The following is an 18,886-nucleotide window of genomic DNA, read 5'->3' on the forward strand; positions in this document are numbered from 1 at the left end:
CTACTTCATGATTGCTTAAATCGCAGCCGGTTTAAGGATGAAGCATGCAGCAAATCCAAGTGCTGCAGTGTCCTTTGTGCGCAGCCGGTGGCTTTATTCTTCGAAGGCCATCGCTGCGGTCAGTGCGGCTTCCGAAGGTGCCAGGGCCTTGACGAGCGCCACGATCTTCCGCCGGACCTGCGGATCGCTGAGCCGGGCGAAGGCCCGGTTGAGAGCCACACCCTCCTCGGTCGCAAGGAACTGCAGCATCTCGTCGCTGGACGTCACCGCGGCACTCTGCTCGCCGCCGTTCGAGGTCTCGGGGCCGCCTTCGAAGAAATAGGAGACCGACACGCTCAGGACCTCGGCGGCGCGCTGGAGGCGGCTGGCGCCAACGCGGTTCAGGCCCTTTTCGTATTTCTGCACCTGCTGGAAACTGACGTCGAGCGCCTCGCCGAGCTTTGTTTGACTCCAATCCAGGGCCAATCGGCGCAAGCGGATGCGGTTGCCCACATGGATGTCGATTGCACGCGGTTCTTTCTTGTTCGGTCTGACCAGCATTCGTCCTTGTTCCCATCTTTTTGCAGCGTCCTGCGTTCAATGAACGAAAGCGCCATGGTTTGCCTCGCTCGACACCACGCTCAGTAGAGGCCAGCGGCGGCGAGAGTAGTTTTCAACTTAAATTCACGGCTTCCTTGAATATGTCGGACCGCTTACAAAAGACATATGGAAACAAGCTCTTCAGTATCCGCATAGCGCATGGCTTATCCTGAAGACGACGCTTTTCGTCGGCGGGAACGGTCGCGGGGTCGCCATTGATGCTCATCGGATAGGCATGAACCTGCGGCTCCCCGGTTGGCCAGCCCAAATCAATCGGTCTGCCGCGCCGCCTGCAGCGCCCGTCGTAGCGTCGCCTCGCCTTCATCGCTTGGACGCTGCGGTCGATCTTGACCTTGCCGACTGCATGCCGCTGGCGGTTCGGCCCACACACGCTGTCCCGTTGGATGTAGCGGCGCGAAGCTTTCCCAAGGGGCGACGCGCTCGGCAATTCCTGCGAAATCCGGCTTCGATTTTCGCTTTTTGGATATTCGGGCACACATATCCCTTTGCGAGAAAGCTAATATAGGGCTTAATTGTACGACAATTGAAGACGCGGCAAGCGCCCTTGAAAGGGAGGTGACGTGATCCTGATACGCAAAAATGTCCGCCGGGGCGCTGCCCTCGACAGCGTCGGCGTTATTACGGAACTTGAATGAGGTACGTTCCTCATCATCCAGTGTTCCGCATCCTCAAGGCAGATGCCGACGAAATGTCGGAGCATTATGCAAGGACGTTGTCGCCCGCCAAGGTTGAGCCACTGGGTGGGGGGCAGCGGATCTCGGTCGAGGATCGGCACTATTCTGCCGGACCTTTCAGCATCTGGGCCGGCATGTGCCACTCGGGCATGAAAGTCACATTCTCGCAGCCCTCCGATGCCTTCGTGCTCTACCTGCCGCATTCGAGCGTCATGGAGATCGATGTCGGCCGCAAGCGCCTCCTGTCGACCCCGGGAACGGCGATGGTCGGCAATATGGCGCACTTCGAAAGGCTGACCATCCACGAGAATCGCGGCCATATCGGCATCGCCTTCGACAAATCGGCGATGGTCGGCCAGCTCAGTCAACTCCTGGACGCCCCGGTCCTCGGAGATATCGGCCTTTGTGCGACAGTCGAAACGGACTCCGCCATCGGCTCGCGGCTCGCCGCTCTTGGAAGTTTGCTCTGGGATTGTTTCGACGGACCGGGCGGAAACCGTGTCTCGACGACGGCGACCACGCATCTTTTCCAGGCTGCGATGGTCATGATCCTCGAAACGCTTCCCCACAACTACAGCGCGCGACTGCACAAGCCCATGTCCCCTGCCATGCCACGAAACCTGAAACGCGCGATCGAATATATGGTTGCCAATATCGCCGAACCCATGAGCGTCGCCGATATCGCCCGGGAGGCAGGCACGAGCGTGCGGGCCCTGCAGACGGCCTTCCAGCAGTTCAAGGATACGACGCCCTTGAACTATCTGCGCCAGATGCGGCTGGAGGGTGTCCGCAAGACCCTTTGCGACGATGCCAATACGCTGTCGATCGCGCAGGTGGCGCGCGCCTGGGGCTTCACCCATATGGGCCGGTTTTCCGCGGTGTACCACGACGCCTTCGGCCAGACGCCGTCCGAGACCCTCAAGCTTCATAGCCGGCGCGGCATCGGCATTGCGCCGTCAAGCTCCCCCGACGCGAACCGCTAGAAACTGCGCGTTGTTCGGGCAGCAAGCGGCGAACCCGCGCTGCCGGCGGAACGGTCTCGCACCTCAAGAGTCGTTTCTTGCGCTATCCGGATAGCCCCGCGTCAATCGGCTAGCCAAGCACCGCGCTAATTTACATCCGAATAATATTTCCCAAGCACGATCAGCACGCAAAGTAACAGAGCTGGTCACTGAAACATGCATCTTAATTTCGGCTTTTTCCGTCAGCTGATCGCCGGCCGAATGGCAACAATGGTCAGCGACCGGGGCGGCAATGTCGCCCTAACGGTCGCCATCTGTATCATTCCGATGATCCTCGCCGTCGGCGCCGGCCTAGACTATACGCGCGCCTACAACGTCCAGAGCAGGATGCAATCGGATCTCGACGCCGCGCTGGTGGCGGCCATCAAGGAGATCGACGAGTACGACGAGGACGAGATCGCCGAAAAGATCAAGGATTGGTTCGACGCCCAGTCGGAGAAGCAAAGCGCCACCTATGACTTGACGGAAATCACCGTTGACAAGAGCGGCCACACGATCACCGCCAGCGCAAGCGGAACGGTACCGACGACACTCATGACACTGGCCGATATCAAGACCGTTCCGGTCGGCGTCATCAGCGCCATCGAGGGGCCGGCGACGTCCTACCTCGAAGTCTACATCGTCATCGACAAGTCGCCGTCGATGCTGCTCGCGGCAACGAGTGAAGACCAGGCGATGCTGCGCGCTGACGCGAATATCACCTGCGAGTTCGCCTGCCACGACACGAAGGATCCAGTGAAGAAGAACGGCACCGTCATCGCATCGACCTACTACAACTATATTAAGAGCCTCGGTGTAAAGCTCCGAACAGACGTCGCACTCGATGCTGTCGAAGAGGTACTCGACATGGTCGACGCGGCGGATGAGGACCATGCGAGGATCAAGGTCGGTCTCTACAGTCTCGGCGAAACCATTTCCGAAGTCCTCGAGCCGACCTATTCCACCAGCACAGCTCGGAAAAAACTTTCTGACGATAGCAGTGGACTAACCAGCGCGACCTCCATGAGTGCCACCTATTTCCAGACCGCGCTGAAGGCGTTGAAGAAAAAGGTCGGGACAGCCGGAGATGGCACGTCGGCCGCTTCACCGCTCAAACTCGTTCTCCTGCTTACTGATGGCGTCCAGTCGAATCGCGACTGGGTCATCAAGTGGAGTGGAAAATACTGGGGCCGAGTGACGCCGTTGAACCCGGACTGGTGCGACTACCTTAAAGACAACGACGCAACAATGGCCGTTCTCTACACGGAATATCTCGCGATCCCCGCTGACTGGGGCTACAACGCGACGCTTGCCAAATCGATGGGAAATAGCGATTGGACCTCGACCTGGGGCGGCACGCTGCATAGCGGCGTGAGCAGCAGCACCACCAGGCACGACTATATCCCGATCGCGCTGCAGGACTGCGCCTCTTCCTCCGACCTCTTCATCTCCGCCGCCTCCGAAGACGAGATCACCGCCGGGCTCTCCACCCTCTTCAATCAATATCTGACCTCGGTGCGGCTCACCCAATGAGGAAACGCAAGGGATCCACGCTTCTGCGCCGGCTGCTTCGCGACAGGTCGGGCGTCGCCGCCATCGAATTCGCGCTTCTCGCGCTACCGTTGTTCACGATCATCTTCGGCATTCTCGAATGTGCGGCGATGTTCTTCATCGACTCGGCGCTCGATGCGGCGGTTCACAAGGCCGCCCGGCTGATCAGGACCGGCCAGGCGTCGAAAGGCAATATGACCATCACCGGCTTCAAGACGGAGGTCTGCGGCAACCTGCTCTATGTGCTCGACTGCGGCGACAAGCTTCTCGTGGCAGTCGATACGATCACCGACTCTTCCTCTTCCGGCGCGATGAAGGCGCTCAACAGCAGCGGCGCCGTCTCGATCACCGAGGGCTTCGAAATCGGCAAGGGCAGCGACTACGTGATGGTCCAGGCCTTCCTCCCCTGGAAGCCGATCGTCAGCCTCTACTCGCTTTCGAGCTCGACGCTCGCGGACGGCAGCTACCTGATGGGCGCCTCCGTCCTGCTGCGCAACGAACCGTTCTGAGGATCTCCGCATGACCCCGATCGCCAAGAGAATAGTCGCCCTGTCGCGGCAGTGCCTGCGAAGCCGCGACGGCGCTTCCGCGATCGAATTCGCTTTCCTGTTCCCGATCATGCTGCTGCTGCTCGCCGGACTGGTCGATCTCGGCCAGGGCCTGACGGTGCGGAGAAAGATCAATCAGATCGCTTCGACGAGCAGCGAGATCATTGCCATGCAAAGCACCTGGACCGAAGCGAGCGTCGAGTCGATCCTCGACGGGGTCAGCACCATCGTGCAGCCCTATGAAACCGACGACCTCACGATCCTTCTTTGTGTCATCGACGTCGACAGCAAGGGCAAGGCGACCGTGAACTGGTCTGCCGCCTATGGCACGACCGCCCTTTCGGCAGGACAGGACTCACCCGTCGAGGTGCCCGAGGAATTGCGGACCGAGGACGTGCAACTGGTGGTGACGCGTGTCCAGTACAAACTGGATACGATCTTCTCCAGCCTGTTCGAAAGTTTCACCGACGACGGCGCTTACGAATATGACCAACACTTCTTCATCCGGCCCCGGAACGGCAACACGATCACCTACAGTTAAGCCTCATGCAAACCGCGCGTGTCACTTCGTAGCGGATTGGACTCGTTGGGGAATTTGCCTTGCCAACAAGTCATTCGAAACGACGCGGGAGAAGACTTGCGTAATTAGGTGATATCCGTGCGCCACAATACGGACATCAGCAACCCACGTTTGCGCCGCATCGTTGCCGGTCGCGGGCCGAATTGCACGATTTAATACATAAAAGGAAACATTACATCCTCTTGTTGATGTTTTACTATCTGTTTCACACCCGCCCCAGACATTGACGCAATTATGCGTTAACCGTATACCCTCTGCGCAATGCGGATATGGATTTAATCTTCGAACTGTAGCCTAGCGCCGCCCCGTCCGCTTACACTCCTTTTTGTGGGTGCAGGGCAGCCTTGGGCATGATGCCCTGGGTATCGTGCCAGCGGCTTGGCTTGCCGCTGGCACGTGCCGCCGCCTTCCGGCCGCTGGCAAATTGAGCCGCTGACACACTCATGCCGCGCGGCGCGCACGCCCCGCATTCGCCTTCACCTGAAACCGCTCGGCAATCCTGTCGAGATCGAGCACCTCTTCGCTGAGCGCGCGGCAGGCGGCATTCGTCTCCTCGACCATGGCTGCGTTCTGCTGGGTGACCTGGTCCATCTGCTGCAAAGCGGCATTGATGCCGTCGAGTGCGCAGGATTGCTCGTCGGCCGCGGTGACGATGGCGCCGATCAGGCCGCTGACTTGCAGCATATGTCCTTCAATACCGGTCAGCGCCGACCCGGTCTGGTTGACCAATTCGACTCCGTCTGCGACCTCGCGCGCCGAGGTTTCGATGAGTTGCTTGATTTCCTTGGCGGCAGCGGCCGAACGGCCGGCAAGTTCGCGAACCTCCTGCGCGACGACCGCAAAGCCCTTGCCGGCTTCGCCGGCGCGGGCCGCCTCGACCCCTGCATTCAAGGCCAGCAGGTTGGTCTGGAACGCGATCTCGTCGATGACATTGAGGATCTGCCGGATGCGTGTCGAAGAGCCGGCTATCCGCTCCATCGCCGCCACTGCATCGCGGACGACAGCAGCAGAGCGTTCCGCTCCGTCCTTGGCAGTCCGCATCACCAGGCTTGCTTCGCGGGCACGCGCCAGCGAGCTGCGCACCGTCGCAGTGATCTCATCGCAGGCCGTGGCCGTCTGCTCCAGGGACGCCGCCTGGTGCTCGGTGCGCCTTGCCAGATCGTCGGTGGCACCGGCGATCTCCGACGAGCCGGAACGCAGCCGGCCGGTTGCGTCGAGCACGCCTGATATTGCTTCGGCAAGCCGCTGGACGCTGTCGTTGAACTCGGTACGCAGCCGCTCGAACTCGGGAGCAAAGCCGACGTCGATCTGCGCCCCGAGATCGCCGATCGACAGGCGCCCCAGTCCGGCGCTGAGGTGATCGATGACCTTTCGCCGTTCCTTTTCCTCGGCTGCCCGCTGCTCGCGGAGAACTGTCTCCTGCTCTTCGCGCCGGCGACGTTCTTCCTCGGCGCGCTCACGCATGGTGCGACGCTCCATGGCCGCCTCGCGGAAAACGGCGACGGATTTTGCCACCGCGCCAATCTCGTCCGCACGATCGGAGAAGGGGACGGTTCGGCTATAATCGCCCGCCGCCAGCGTCTCCATATAGGACGACATCGTCGCCAACGGCTGAACGGCACGGCGGCGGAAATACCAGAGACCGGCGGCGAGCAGGGCAACCGAGATCACCGAGCTTGTCGTGGCCGCAATGGACAGGCGGTCCGTATCCAAGGCCGCGGCGGCCTCTTCGCCCGCCTGGAAGGCGACGGCCATCTGCACCAGTTCGTTCACGGCAATCTCGTGATGATGGAAGCTGCCCTTCAAGGCGTTCAGCGCCTGGCCGGCGCCGGCAAGGTCGTTCGCCTGCAGCGCAGGAAGAAACTGTTTTTCCAACACCTGCCAAAAGACGTCGGCCCGGGCGAGCACCTCGTCCTCCAGCTTCTTCATCAATGTATCGGGCGCGGCTGAAAGCTTCCAATAGGACCGCCGCTCCTCATAGGCGCGTTTCAGCGCGGCAATCTTTTCCTGGTTCCTGGCAACGAGTTCCGGGCTGGAGATCGCCTCCATTGCCAGCATGTAGGATTCGACCGTGTACAAGGGCGGCGGCAGGATGTCGGCGACGAGATCCTTGCCGTAGACGATCTGCGTATAGACCGGACCATTCACCCGCAATTTGTCGAAAGCGTATGTCTTGATGCCGATCGAGACCAACAGGCCGACCGCAATGATTCCGCCAAACACAATCATGCCGCGTGCAATGTTGAGTTTCATATATTCCCCCCGAATATACTGCCCCCGCAGGGAACCCTCGCAAAAATGCAAAAATCTACTGTCCGCAAGCCGTGATATCGGGCGTCGGCACGTATGAAACAGGTGTCATGTGCAGGAGGAATCCTGCCTGCGCCACACTATTTAGTTGCAGTCCATGATTGCAAAATGGTTAAGAGCGCGGCAGCAGCGGATTAAATCGATACAAAACTGCGTGAAGTGGATATCGCGGAGCATTTCGCAATCTTCCCGAGAGTGCGGGACGGGCCGAGTGCGGTGCGATCAGGCTCCGTTCAGGGCATCGACCAGGAAATCGATCGCCGCGAAGACATCCATCCGCTCCCCGTCCGCCGGGTTGCGGTAGCTCGGATAGAGACCGAGCGCTGCAGCGGCGAGTTGGTCGGTCGTCGGCGTTGCAACGGCACGGCGCGCCAATGCGAATTCTGCTCCGGTGCTCACCCGATCCTCCGTCAGCCCCCAACCGCCGTAGAAGGGCGCCGCGTAGCAGCGCACCGGTATTCCCCTCAACAGCGCATCGAAGCCGACCTGGCTGGAAACGGTCCAGACCTCGTCGACGACGTCGAGGATCGAGGCGACAGACACTTTGTCGGCAAGCAGGATGACGCCGGGAGTCCTGGCGGCGCGTTCCGTCATGTAACCCTTGCGATAGCCCGCCATCACATCCGGATGCGTCCGCACGACGCATTGCGCTCCGCTCGCCAGCGCGTCGTCCAGCATGCGATCGAACGAACGGCGGCTGCCGAGCGCGCACGCCACCGAAACATCGCCGAAAACCTGATCCACGAGCAGGATGCGCCGCCGGCTGCTCGGCTCGATCGACGGTTGGCGATGCGGCAGGTTGTTGTATTTGGAGAGCTTGTGTTCAACCATTCGCTCGCGGATGCGCCGGCCGAACGCGTCATGTCCGCCGCCGGCCGCCTCGGCGATCAACAGCTCGAGCCGCGACGCCCTGCCCCCGTCGACCGGCAATGCCAGATCGTCGGCGATGATCGAGACGGGCGCGGCTCCATCCTTGCCGAGCCCAACCGAACGCAGGAAACCGTCCTCAAGGTGCCAGTGCGGTAGCCGCCGGGCGCGGGCGACCGCCATCGCAGTCTTTGCCGGGATACGCCCGCCCCAGGAAACGACGCCGTCGATCCCCGGCGACAGGGTCGAGGCGAGCGGCCGGCCGCCGAAATAGCGTCCAAGCCACGGAAAGGCCTGGCGCACGAAGAAAGTCGCGCCGAGGCGGCTGCCTTGCCTTGGCCACCAGGTCTTGCCGTCGATTTCGGGCAAGCTATCCATCGTTTCGCGACACTCCATGCGGCTTGACGGCCGATGCGCATCGTTCGACCGCCGCATCGATGGCGACCAAAATCAGTTTGGGCCGGGAAATGCAATCGTTAGAGCCTTTCCTGGTTAAATTGAACCATTCTGTGGAGTGCGTCCCCCGCGGGCCAGCGACGGGGATAAACTCAGCCGTCCTCGAGTTCCAGCAGGAAATAGGTCGTCGGACCATAGGGCGTATCGTTCGAGAGGCGAAAGGCGATCGGACCTGCGCCGCTGCGCACCGGCGGATAGACGGTGCCGTCGAGGCCGACCGGCGATATCGTCCACCTGGCGGCCCCGCGCGAAAGCGCCAGATCGACATGGCCCTTGCGAAGCAGTACCGGCAGGGAACCGAAATCCTCGATGATCTTTTCCTCGCTGTCGCGGAAGACCATGCCACTGTTCCGGGCATCGGTTGCGAAGATCAGCAGCATCCGGCGGCTCTGCGCGAGCGAGGGCTGGCGATTGATTGCGGACAGGGCGACGAGCCCGTTTCCATCCGCCTGCTCGATGCGGAGAACGCCGAGATCGATCGGCTCGCGAAGCGAGGAGAAGGCCGCCGCCTCGGTGGCCGGCGTCGAGACCCGCAACTGCCCGGCGCGGCGATCGAGCCGTATCTGCCCGGTGTCGCTCTCGTAGATGCCGCGTTCCGTGTCGGTCTGATTGTCATGAGGAAGCGAGCCGCTATCGCGAAGAGCAGACAGCACTTCCCCTGCGCCCTGCGTACGCGGCTGCGCGACGCCGACCGCGTCTTCGAAACGATCCGCGGGAACGAGGCCTATGCCGGCGATCAAGGCGAGTTCGGTGAGGCGCTCCGGCTCGCGCGCCTGCATGTCCTCGCCAAGGTCCTCTTCGCCGCGTACGGCAAAGGGAATGCTGATGCCGGAGGCTGCCACGTCGCCGCGCCGGTAAAGCAGGGCCGCCAGCGTTTCGCCGGCCCGCGCCACCGGATCCAGCGCGATCGCATAGGGAAGCATCGCCTTCTTGTGCGGATAGCGTTCGCCATAGGCCAGCACGATCGGTCCGTGCCCGTGCCGGCATAGCACGTCCCAGCCCTGCAGCGACGCATAGGCCGGCATGACGAGCCCCGCCTCGTAACGGTACCGGTTCCAGAACAGGTGATCATGCTCGCTGACGATGAAGGGTTTTCCGAGCCAGCGCGCGGCGGCAATCCTCCGCATGTAGTTGGCACCGTCGGCGATGGAGCTCACCTGCGAGAGGGCGCTGCCCGGCGCGTAGCCGCCGACCCAGTCATGATAGGTGTTCATGGTGACCGCTTCGAGATCGCGCCTGGCGAGCGCCGTCTGGACGGTCGGCCAGTTGTTGTAAGTGCTGATCAGGCCCCGATAGCCGAGATCGCGCAGCACCTTGCTCATCCGGGCGGCCGATACCCCCTCGGCCTCGCTGAAGAATGCCTGCAGATCACGCATGCGGGCGCTGTCGCCGTAGCGATCGGCCGGAAGCCTGACCGTGCCCGTTTCCAGCCGTTCGTCGTCGCCAAGCTCGCCCCAGGTCTGCGCGAGACGGTCGCTCGAGGCGTAGCGCTTCGCGAGCCAGGCGTTGAATGGACCAGCGAGCGCCTGGTCATAGGCGGGTTCGCCCGGGCGCTCGTGCACGACACTGTCGAACTCGATGCCGTTTTCGTTGGCGAGGATCACCAGCGCCAAGGCGTCGTCACGGATCGGGGCGACGCCCGTATAGGGATTGACCCGCCCCAGGAATTTCTCCTGCAGCGTCCGCCAATGGGCGAAAGCCTCTTCGTCCAGATGCAGGCGCAGCTTGAGATCGCCGTTGGCGTCCCAGCGGTCGTCATATCCGCCATAGGCGCCGCGCGGCGACGAAAGCCCGTCGATGATCCAGTAGATGCCGTTGCGCTTCAGCGCCGCGAGCAGGTAGTGGATGCGGTCGAGAGTGTAGGGATTGAAGTCGAAATCCTTCTGCCGCCCGGACATCAGGCTCGCATCGGCGAAATGCAGCCGGGCGATGTTGTAGCCGTGCAGGGCCAGCTGGCGCGCGTAACGCTCCGCGCCTTCATGATCGGGAAAGCCGCCCGAAGCGGGGCTCCAGGCGAGCGAGGCGCAGAGCATCCTGAGCGGCTTGTCCGGCGATTTCGCGTGGGCCAGATGCCCGCCCTCCCCCGTAATCAGGCGGTGATCCGCGTCGATCGCGCCGTTGGGGAGAAAGGCCGAGAAATCCAGTGGACTTCCCGATTGGAACTCGAGCGAGACGTCACGGACAGCCACCCATTGGTCCGAGGCGCCGGCCCACGGCACAAATCCGGCGAGGAAGATCGCCGCAGCCGCAAGCCGTGGACGCATCGTCACGCCGGATTTCCGAGGATACGGCTCTCGATCGGTTCGCCGGGCTGCCTGCGGCTTCCGAGCATTCCGACGGGCAGCGCCGCCGCATGGAAGAACCAGGCGACGACCGTGTAGATCCCCATGCCGAGGCTGCGCTTCTTGATGCTCGCCAGCGCAACGACAGCTGCGACCATGGCCAGGACGGCGCCGATCGCGACAAGCTTGTCAGGCAGGAAGACGATCAGGCACAGGCAGACCAGCCACCAGAGATGCACGAGCCCCCAGAGCCTGAGTTCCGGCAGTTCGCGCAGGAGCTGGAGGAAATAGGGCTTGCCGAGCGAAGCGCGCAGGAGCTCGCCGATGCCATAGAGATATTTGCTCTTCCAGCGACGGACGAGCAGCCGGTAGGAATTGACCGTGTGGCCGAAGTGCTGGACGAACCGCCGATCGAGGCGGTGAAGACCCCAGCCGGCGCTTCTCAGCCGGATGCCGAGATCGAACTCCTCATAGCCGTGCAAATTGCGATCCGAGAGGTAGCCGACATCCTCGATGGCGCTGCGCCTGTAGAGGCCGCCACCATTCATGCGGTCGATCGGCCCGATACGGTTTTCCGGAGCATTGCGGTTGACGCGTCGCGCAAATTCCAGATTGGCGACATGCATCTCCTCGACGTGACCGGTCACGCCGGCGATGCCCGGATTGTCGGCGAGAAAGCGGACGGCTTCGTCGAGAAAGCCGGCATCCAGCAGCATGTCGCCATCAATGAGGCAGACATGCTCGTGACGCGAATATTGAAAGCCGAGTTGCGGCCCGATCCCACAGCTCGGCCGCGCCGGCGGCGCGATCTGCGCTATGACGACCGGATATTGAGCGGCGATCTCGACCGTGGCGTCCGACGATCCGCTGTCGGCGACAATGACTTCGCCGCCGATGCCCCGAAGCGCCGCCAAGGCGCTTTCGATTGTCGCGGCAATACGCTTCTCTTCATTCAAGGTCTTGATAATAACGGATATCGCCAAGGAGGCCCCCAGGAAGGTTACGCCGTGCTTCCGCTCGCCGCGCCCATGCCGCCAGAATGCACTAAGCTGAACTTTCTACCCGCGATGGCTTGAATTTTGGTTTACTTTGCCGGCCCCGCAAACGCCACCAGCGGCCGCTAAACCAGACGGCACCGACCCCGCATGTCGCCCCGGCCATTTTGACGGCAAGGTCCTCCAGGCGCGCGTGGCGATCCGCCGACAGCATCTGCAGCAATTCGAGCCCGACCGCCGCTCCCAGCACCATGGCGAGAACAAGCGTTATGCGCCGCGGAAAGGCCGTCGCGAAGAGCAAGCCCATAAGCCCGTATGCGCCAAACCGCTCGACGTGAACCCACGTGCCGACATGCGGACGCATGCCGATCGGCGACAGCGTCGAGTAGGCGATCAGCGCCAACAGGAGCCATGCGAGCGCCTTGGCCGCGCGCCGCAAATCCATGATCCGCTGCCTCATATCTTCGGCCACCCCGCCGCATTGCGGCGTGCTCATCTGGCGAGCGCTCGATAGACCGCAAGGGTTCTCTGTGCGACGCCCGCCCAGCTGTGGGTCGATTCCACATGAGCGATCTGCGAACGGACCTCGTCGTCACTCGGGGGATTTTCGATCTTCCTGGCAATCGCGTCGGCAAGGGCGTCGATATCGCCGAGCGGGAAATAGTCATCGGCGGGCAAGCCGAGCTCGCGATTGGCAACGATGTCGCTGGCGAGGACCGGCAAGCCGTGGGCCATGGCCTCCAGGAGGGCGATCGGCATCCCTTCATGACTGGAGGGCAGGACGAAGAGCGCCGCATTGGCAAAGAGTTCCGCCAGCCTGTCGCCCGACTGAAAGCCCGTCAGAACGACGCCGGGCACGGCTTCGGCCATCGCCCTCACCTCATTCGCAAAGGGCGTTTCGAACTCGGCGCTCCCCGCCAGGACGAGTTTGACGCCGGTATCGCCGAGGCTCGCGAAAGCCCGGATGAGATCGGTCTGGCGCTTCTCGGGAACGAGTCGCGCAGCAAGCAGAATATAGCCGCGGCTCGTCAGGCCGAACTCGTCGAGTATGCCGGTTCCGGCGCGCCACGGCATAATGGCAACGCCGTTCGGGATGAGGGACACCGGCACGGTGTAACGCTCATCCATCGTCTCCACGATGTCCTTCGAAATGGCGATGCGCCCATGCGCAAGCCGCATGCCCAGGCGCTCTCCGAGTTTCAGCATGCGCTTGGCGAAGGTGCCCCACTTCTGCCGGTCGTAATCATAGCCGTGATGCGTGACCACCACCCTCATGCCCAGGAGCCGCGCCAGGGGAACCAGCAAGGCGGGGCCGATAGCATGAATATGCAGGACGTCCGGCCGGCGCAGCGCGGCGAAACAGACGCCGACGAAGGTGTGGGCAATGGCTTCGAGCGCCATCAATCGCGGCGCCCAGAGCGGGAAGACGCGAACCTCGCCCCAGGAGTAGGAGGAGGATTTTGCGAGATAGCGCCGTCGCCCGATGACATCGACGCTCCAGCCGAGGGCGACCAGTCTGGCGGAGAGCATCTCGACATGTTTCTCCACGCCGCCCTGCACGTCCGGTATGCCGCGCAGTCCCAGCATCATCACACGCGGACGCGCAGCAAGGGACGGGTGAAACCCGTCGCGTTCCTCCGCCGACAATGCCACGCCGCCGAGGCCGAAGGAAGACCCTTCGAGCAGCGCGGCGGTCGCACCGTCCTGCACATGGACCGGGAGCAGCTTTTCGGGAAACCGCTCGACGCCGCCACGAGCGTTGCGCACCGACGCCACCGAACCTCTCGGCTGCTGCGGACCGTCTCGCGAGACTGCGGTCTGACTGCTCATGGTTGTCCTGCCCCGGAAGTTTCCCTTTGGACAGCTTTTACGAGCGGAACACTTTCGCCCGGCGTAAGAAGATCGCTAAACTTTTAAGCGGCTGGCCAAAAACCGAACGTCGGATCAGGCGACGCCGAGCGACGCGTAGAGGTCGAGGGTCCTCGCCCGATAGGCCGCGGCGGAAAATTCGCTGGAGATCCACGAACGCCCCTCGGCCCCCATGCGGCGGCGCGCTGCCGGCGAAAGCGCCGCCATTGCGCGCAGCGCCCTTGCCAGATCTTCCGGCTTCCCGGAGGACGCCAGCAACCCGGTTTCACCTTCCCTCACCATTTCCGGAATGCCACCGATCGCCGCGCCGATGACCGGCCGCTGCAGCGCATAGGTCTCGAGAAGGCTGATCGGCGCATTCTCGTACCATTCCGAAGGAAGCACGAGGGCGCGGGATTCGCCGATGACGCGATGCAGCTTGTCCCCGGAAAGATAACCGGCAAAAGTCACGTCTGCGCCGAGTTCGCCCGCCAATCGACGAAGGCTCGCCTCTTCGGGGCCGGTCCCGGCAACAATCAGCCGCTCTCCCGAAAGGGCGATCGCTCTGATCAGGGTCGCCAGGCCTTTTTCGGGCGCCAGGCGGCCGGCGAAGACAAAATAGTCGCCCTCCTGCCAATCGGTGCGAAAGGTGGAGACATCGACGAAATTAGGCACGTGGACCATCTTCTCGCGCGGCCAACCCCATTCGGCGAGCTTTTCCAGGTAGAAGCGGCTCGGCACGACGAGCCGATCCACCTTGTCGCGGTAGAGGCCGAGCAGCCGATGCAGCATGGTTTCGGCAAGCACCACGGCGCTCAGGGGCACGGAGTCCTTGACGCAGCGATGGCGAAGCACGTTGTAGATCTTCCCGCCGCGACAGTCTTCGCAGACCTTGCCGTCGCGCAGCATCTTGTAGGACGGGCAGGCGAGCTTGAGATCATGAACCGTCATGACCACCGGAATGCCGGCGGATTTCAGGGTGGAGAAAATCGCCGGCGACAGATGGTGGTAGACGTTGTGGGCATGCGCGATCGCCGGGCGCCTGTGCTCGATCAGCCGACCGACGTTGCGTTGGGCCTCGAGCGAATAGATGACGCTTGCCGCCTGCACCGCCTTGCGAAACAGGCCCGTCTGCCGGCCATATTCGATCTCGGAGACGAAATAGTCGGACCAAGGCGTAGGTTCATTGCTGTCGTGCCGCATGGCGAAGGGCACCACGTCCCAGCCGATTTCGGCGAACATGCTCATGTGGTCGAAGAAGACCACCTCCGCTCCGCCGCGGCGATAGAAGTAGTTGTTGATCGCCAGCAGGCGCTTCCCGGCTTTCTCGAGCACCGGCATTTCGGCCTCCTACCAATCGAGCCGGTCGAGGGCCTCATCGACCGGAAGCACGCGGCAGCCCTTTTCAACGGCATAGCGCACGAGGTTGTCGAAGGTTTCCGGCGTGCAGCCATAGGGCGTTGGCCGCGGCGCGACGTCATGCGTGAAGAAGATCAGCCAGCCGGGCTCGGCGACGACGTCGTCGATCCATCGGGTCAGGGTTTGGGCATGCTGCTCGGGCTGGCGGATCTCGACGGCCCTGAGCATCAGCGGATCCACGGGTCCACGGTTGATGGCCTCGCCGCCGGCGCGGCAGGATCGATACCGCCGGCGCAGTTCGGGGCGCGCCAGGGGCCAGGCGGCGTTGTAAGGGAAGGCGAAGTTGCGCGCCGGCCGGGCGACGCCGACGCTCTCCAGATACTCGGCATTTCGGTCGAGATCGGCGGCGAGACCACCGGCGCTACGCACCCGGTGGTGCGCGAAGGTGTGGCAGCCGATCTCGTGGCCGCGCGCCAGCAGTTCCGCGCATCCTTCCGGCGTGATCAGGGTCCGGTCCTTCTCCACTTGTCCGGCGAGACCACCGGCGATGTAGAAGGTTCCGCGAACGTCGTATCGCTCGAGTGTTGCCGCCCCTTCGTGAAGCGCGCTGTCCGGCACGTCGTCGAAGGTGAAGGAGACCAGCGGGAGCTCCGTTTTCAGGGAGCGCCGCGCCCGGGCGAGCCGCCAGATTGCCCGGTTGGCCAGCCGGTCGACAAACGCGCCGATCTTTACTTCCACGTCACGCATGAGCGACACGCTTCCTGTTTTCCGGGACGGCACCTTGCGCCACCACGGCGCTCGATTGCAGGTGCAGTCCGTAGAGGGCAAAGACGAAAGTGAACCAGACAAAGCTTCCGCCTTCGAAGAAGAGGGTTTCGAGACCGGCGTGGAAGATCGTGTAAAGCCAGATGCGGACGTAAAGCCGCGTCAGGGGCGCGTTCTCACGGTCGGACGCGAGGCGCGAAATATCGCGAAGCGGCAGCAGGACGACCCAGATGAGCGTCAGCAGCAGTCCCGGGAACCCGGTGGTCAATGCAATGTCGAGATAGGAATTGTGGCCGTTCGCAGCAGCCACCGCCCAGGTCTCCACCGAGCCGCCGCTGTAGACCAGTTCCTCCGTCTGCCAGAACGCCCGAAAACCGTAACCCGTCAACGGTCGCTCGGCGAGTGCCGAGAAAGCGAACCGCCAGATGTCGGAGCGATTGGTGAATGTCGCATCGATGCCAAGGCCGCTGATGAATTCTCCAAGCGGCCGGAAAACCGCCGAGCCGACGGCGAACAGGTTGAACAGGCCGACACCGCCGATGACGATCAGGGCACGCAGCGGCCGCATCTTTTCGAACAGCCAGCCGAGGACCAGGATGGCCGGCAGCATCGCCGTCGAGGTCTTCCCGCCGGTGTTGACGAGGAACAGGAACGACAGCACGAAGATTGTCAGCCCGGCCATGCGCGACCAGGCGCTCGCGACGAAAAGGCCGAAGAAGGCGGCGAGCACCATCGCCGAGGCCGCGCTGTTCTTGTGCGGAAAATGGCCGCGCCAAAGGCCGGCATTCATCGGCTCGCGCAGTTCGGACGCCTGATGGATGGCGAGCGTCGGCTTGAAGAGAATGCCGTAATAGGCGAATGCCAGCATGATCAGGGTGCCGATCCCGAGCATCTTGGCGAAGTGGCGCTCCGAAGCGGGGAGCAGCAGATAGATGCTGGCATTGACCGTCATCATCGTCGAGAGAACGATGCCCTTGATGCCGAGCATCGGATGAGCGGAGATCAGCGAGACGAGGAGAAACCAAAAGCAGAGAATGGCCAGAAGCAGGCGTGGCTGCAGGATGATATCCCGCATCGGATGGAGCAGCCCATAGCCGAGTATCCCGGCGGACAGCAGCAGCGCCAGGATCTGGTTCAGGCGGTTGGAGTTGCCGGCGGAAGGATCGAGGATCGCCTCTCCCGTCAGATCGACATAGGGCGTGATCGACACCCACAGAAAGAGAAACATCGCCATGAAGAGGAAGGCGCCGACGCGCGCCCTCACAGCGTCCGGCGCACTTGTCTCCCGATAGGCGGCGCTGGTCATTGCCGGCGTAGCTCCTATCCGGCCACGGGCCGCGGGTCGCGGACGTAGCGCCACAGGCCAAGTGCCAGCGCAATCCCGATACCTGCGGCAAGCCCGAACGCGGCACCGGCGATGAGCAGGATCGATGTCGGCGGCGGCCAACTGCGCGCATTCGGCGGCAAGGCGCGCGAAATGACGCGGATATTTGTCGTGTCGATCTGCTGGCGCTCGGTGATCTGCTGGGCACGCGCCAGATGGGTCTCGTAGATCGCTGCCTTGGTGCGGGCATCGCGTTCGAGGTCACGAAGATGGACCTGAGCCTCGTTGTCGGTGAAGACGTTCGACTGTTCGGCGTCGGCCTTGGCCCTCAGGGCGTTGAGCGCCGCGCGTTCCCGATCGGAATCCGCCTTGGCGCGCTCGGCTATGCGGCGCGCTTCCTGGTTGATGGCGGCTTCGAGCGTGGCCCGCTCCGAGCGCGCCGCAGCCAGACGTGGATGCCTTTCGCCATAGGTGAGCTGCATCGCGCCGATCTGCTGCTGCAGGGCGTTGTACTGCTGGCGCAGGTTCGTCATGTCGGCGGATTCGAAGACCGAGGCGCTGGTCGTCTGTCCTTGGGCAATCGCCGCACTCATCTGCTTGTAGCGGGTCTCGGCCTGGATGAAGCGTTGCTGGGCCTCGAGGACCTGGGTGTTGAGTTCGCTCGAGAGTTGATTGCTGACGAGTTCGCCATTGGCGGACAGCAAGCCGTTCTCGCGGCGGAAATCCTCGACTTTCCTTTCGGCCCCGGTGACGTTGCGGCGCAACTCGTCGAGACGCGCATTGAGGTTCTGCGCCACCCGGCCGGCGCTTTCCGCCGCCGATTGGAAGAGTTCCGCTTCGAAGGCGTCGACGATCGCGTCGGAGAGCGTGACGGCCTTTTCCGGCGTCTCGCTCCAGACCTCGAGAACGACGACGAAGGAGCGCTCCTCGCGACGCGCCTCGACCCTTTCCGACAAGGCGCGAATGACAGCCAGTTCCTTGTCGGCCTTGCTGTCTCCGGATGAGAACAGCGAGATCAAGGACGCCAGGGGTGACGGCTTGACGAATTCCCGATCGTTCGTCAGGTCAAGCTTGTCGATGACCCGCTTCAGAACGTTTCGCGAGGTCAGGATTCTGAGCTTGCTTTCGACTTCCAGCAGCTGCGCATCGCGCTGCGGGTTGCTGGTAAAGACGTCGTCGCTGACGACGTTGAGATTGGAGGGGTCCACGACGAGATCGGAATAGACGGTGTAGCGCGGCGTCGCCGTCACTGCATAGACAAAGGCGGCGGCGAGGCAGGCAATGAGCGCAAGGACGATCCATCTTGTCCCGTCACGCAGCCAGAGGATGACGTCATCGATGCCGACGCTGCCGAGATTGTGAAGCTGCGGAAAATACGTCCCGACGATCGCTGGACCGGGCTGGACCACCGGCGCGGCCTGAATAACATCCGGCTGTTTCTGCTCCGGAATTTCCTTCTCTTGCGGTGGACGCGCCGTTTCCTCGTCCATCGCCGGAACGAGGTCCAGCAGCGAGCCGCCCGCGGCGCGCCGCGGGTAACGCGTCTCCAGGCGCAATCCTTGCTCTAAGGGCTCGCTCCGCCGATACATCCGTAATTTTTCCCCACGCATGCCCTTGACGCCACTGAAGAGCACTGCCGCTGCGTTGCCGCACCGCCTGTTAAGAATTAGGAGTGCAGGGTGAATATTCCGTTAAGCGCTGGCTGCGGCTGGTAACCTTCAACCGT

General features: G+C 62.7%; 16 protein-coding genes. 4 read left to right on the forward strand and 12 right to left on the reverse strand.

Annotated elements, in window-relative coordinates:
* Positions 1–93: 93 nt before the first annotated feature.
* Together NGR_RS09085 and NGR_RS09090 are read right to left on the reverse strand one after the other, a co-directional pair.
* The gene (locus NGR_RS09085) at positions 94–540 is read right to left on the reverse strand and encodes a helix-turn-helix domain-containing protein (RefSeq protein WP_015887963.1); all 447 of its coding nucleotides are present in this window, start codon (positions 538–540) and stop codon (positions 94–96) included.
* Between the two features lie 112 nt (positions 541–652).
* Complete coding sequence (locus NGR_RS09090; RefSeq protein ID WP_015887964.1) at positions 653–1,075, reverse strand: hypothetical protein; 423 nt, start codon at positions 1,073–1,075, stop codon at positions 653–655.
* A gap of 156 nt (positions 1,076–1,231) precedes the next feature.
* Between NGR_RS09090 and NGR_RS09095 the strand changes: the two genes are divergently transcribed.
* From NGR_RS09095 to NGR_RS09110, 4 genes are all read left to right on the forward strand, one after another.
* Positions 1,232–2,257 carry a helix-turn-helix transcriptional regulator gene (locus NGR_RS09095; RefSeq protein ID WP_015887965.1) on the forward strand — a complete coding sequence of 342 codons (1,026 nt, stop codon included), beginning with the start codon at positions 1,232–1,234 and terminating at the stop codon, positions 2,255–2,257.
* A gap of 195 nt (positions 2,258–2,452) precedes the next feature.
* Positions 2,453–3,808 (forward strand): TadE/TadG family type IV pilus assembly protein, encoded by a 1,356-nt coding sequence (locus NGR_RS09100; protein WP_015887966.1) that lies wholly within the window; start codon positions 2,453–2,455, stop codon positions 3,806–3,808.
* On the forward strand, positions 3,805–4,335 hold the full coding sequence (locus NGR_RS09105; protein ID WP_015887967.1) for a TadE/TadG family type IV pilus assembly protein: 531 nt from the start codon (positions 3,805–3,807) through the stop codon (positions 4,333–4,335). The genes NGR_RS09100 and NGR_RS09105 overlap by 4 nt, the downstream gene beginning before the upstream one ends.
* A gap of 10 nt (positions 4,336–4,345) precedes the next feature.
* The gene (locus tag NGR_RS09110; protein ID WP_015887968.1) at positions 4,346–4,915 is read left to right on the forward strand and encodes a TadE/TadG family type IV pilus assembly protein; all 570 of its coding nucleotides are present in this window, start codon (positions 4,346–4,348) and stop codon (positions 4,913–4,915) included.
* Between the two features lie 480 nt (positions 4,916–5,395).
* Here NGR_RS09110 and NGR_RS09115 read toward each other — a convergent pair whose 3' ends face one another.
* From NGR_RS09115 to NGR_RS09160, 10 genes are all read right to left on the reverse strand, one after another.
* Positions 5,396–7,207, reverse strand: coding sequence for a methyl-accepting chemotaxis protein (locus NGR_RS09115; RefSeq protein WP_015887969.1), 1,812 nt, complete (start codon positions 7,205–7,207; stop codon positions 5,396–5,398).
* 279 nt (positions 7,208–7,486) lie between these two features.
* On the reverse strand, positions 7,487–8,509 hold the full coding sequence (locus tag NGR_RS09120) for a capsular polysaccharide biosynthesis protein (protein WP_015887970.1): 1,023 nt from the start codon (positions 8,507–8,509) through the stop codon (positions 7,487–7,489).
* Positions 8,510–8,679: 170 nt separating this feature from the next.
* On the reverse strand, positions 8,680–10,851 hold the full coding sequence (locus tag NGR_RS09125) for a hypothetical protein (protein ID WP_015887971.1): 2,172 nt from the start codon (positions 10,849–10,851) through the stop codon (positions 8,680–8,682).
* 2 nt (positions 10,852–10,853) lie between these two features.
* Positions 10,854–11,852: a glycosyltransferase family 2 protein gene (locus tag NGR_RS09130; RefSeq protein ID WP_015887972.1), complete on the reverse strand. Its 999-nt coding sequence runs from the start codon at positions 11,850–11,852 to the stop codon at positions 10,854–10,856.
* 61 nt (positions 11,853–11,913) lie between these two features.
* Entirely contained in the window at positions 11,914–12,309 is a 396-nt protein-coding gene (locus tag NGR_RS09135; RefSeq protein WP_164923973.1) for a VanZ family protein, read from the reverse strand.
* Positions 12,310–12,356: 47 nt separating this feature from the next.
* A complete protein-coding gene (locus NGR_RS09140) occupies positions 12,357–13,694 on the reverse strand; it encodes a glycosyltransferase family 4 protein (protein ID WP_015887974.1) in 1,338 nt (445 codons plus the stop codon).
* Between the two features lie 114 nt (positions 13,695–13,808).
* Positions 13,809–15,053, reverse strand: coding sequence for a glycosyltransferase family 4 protein (locus NGR_RS09145; protein ID WP_015887975.1), 1,245 nt, complete (start codon positions 15,051–15,053; stop codon positions 13,809–13,811).
* 9 nt (positions 15,054–15,062) lie between these two features.
* Positions 15,063–15,818 (reverse strand): polysaccharide deacetylase family protein, encoded by a 756-nt coding sequence (locus tag NGR_RS09150; protein WP_015887976.1) that lies wholly within the window; start codon positions 15,816–15,818, stop codon positions 15,063–15,065.
* Entirely contained in the window at positions 15,811–17,142 is a 1,332-nt protein-coding gene (locus tag NGR_RS09155) for an O-antigen ligase family protein (RefSeq protein WP_015887977.1), read from the reverse strand. Before NGR_RS09155 ends, NGR_RS09150 begins: the two co-directional genes overlap by 8 nt.
* Before the next feature lie 14 nt (positions 17,143–17,156).
* Entirely contained in the window at positions 17,157–18,749 is a 1,593-nt protein-coding gene (locus NGR_RS09160) for a GumC family protein (protein WP_015887978.1), read from the reverse strand.
* Positions 18,750–18,886: the final 137 nt, after the last annotated feature.

This window comes from Sinorhizobium fredii NGR234, from assembly GCF_000018545.1.
GTDB lineage: Bacteria > Pseudomonadota > Alphaproteobacteria > Rhizobiales > Rhizobiaceae > Sinorhizobium > Sinorhizobium fredii_A.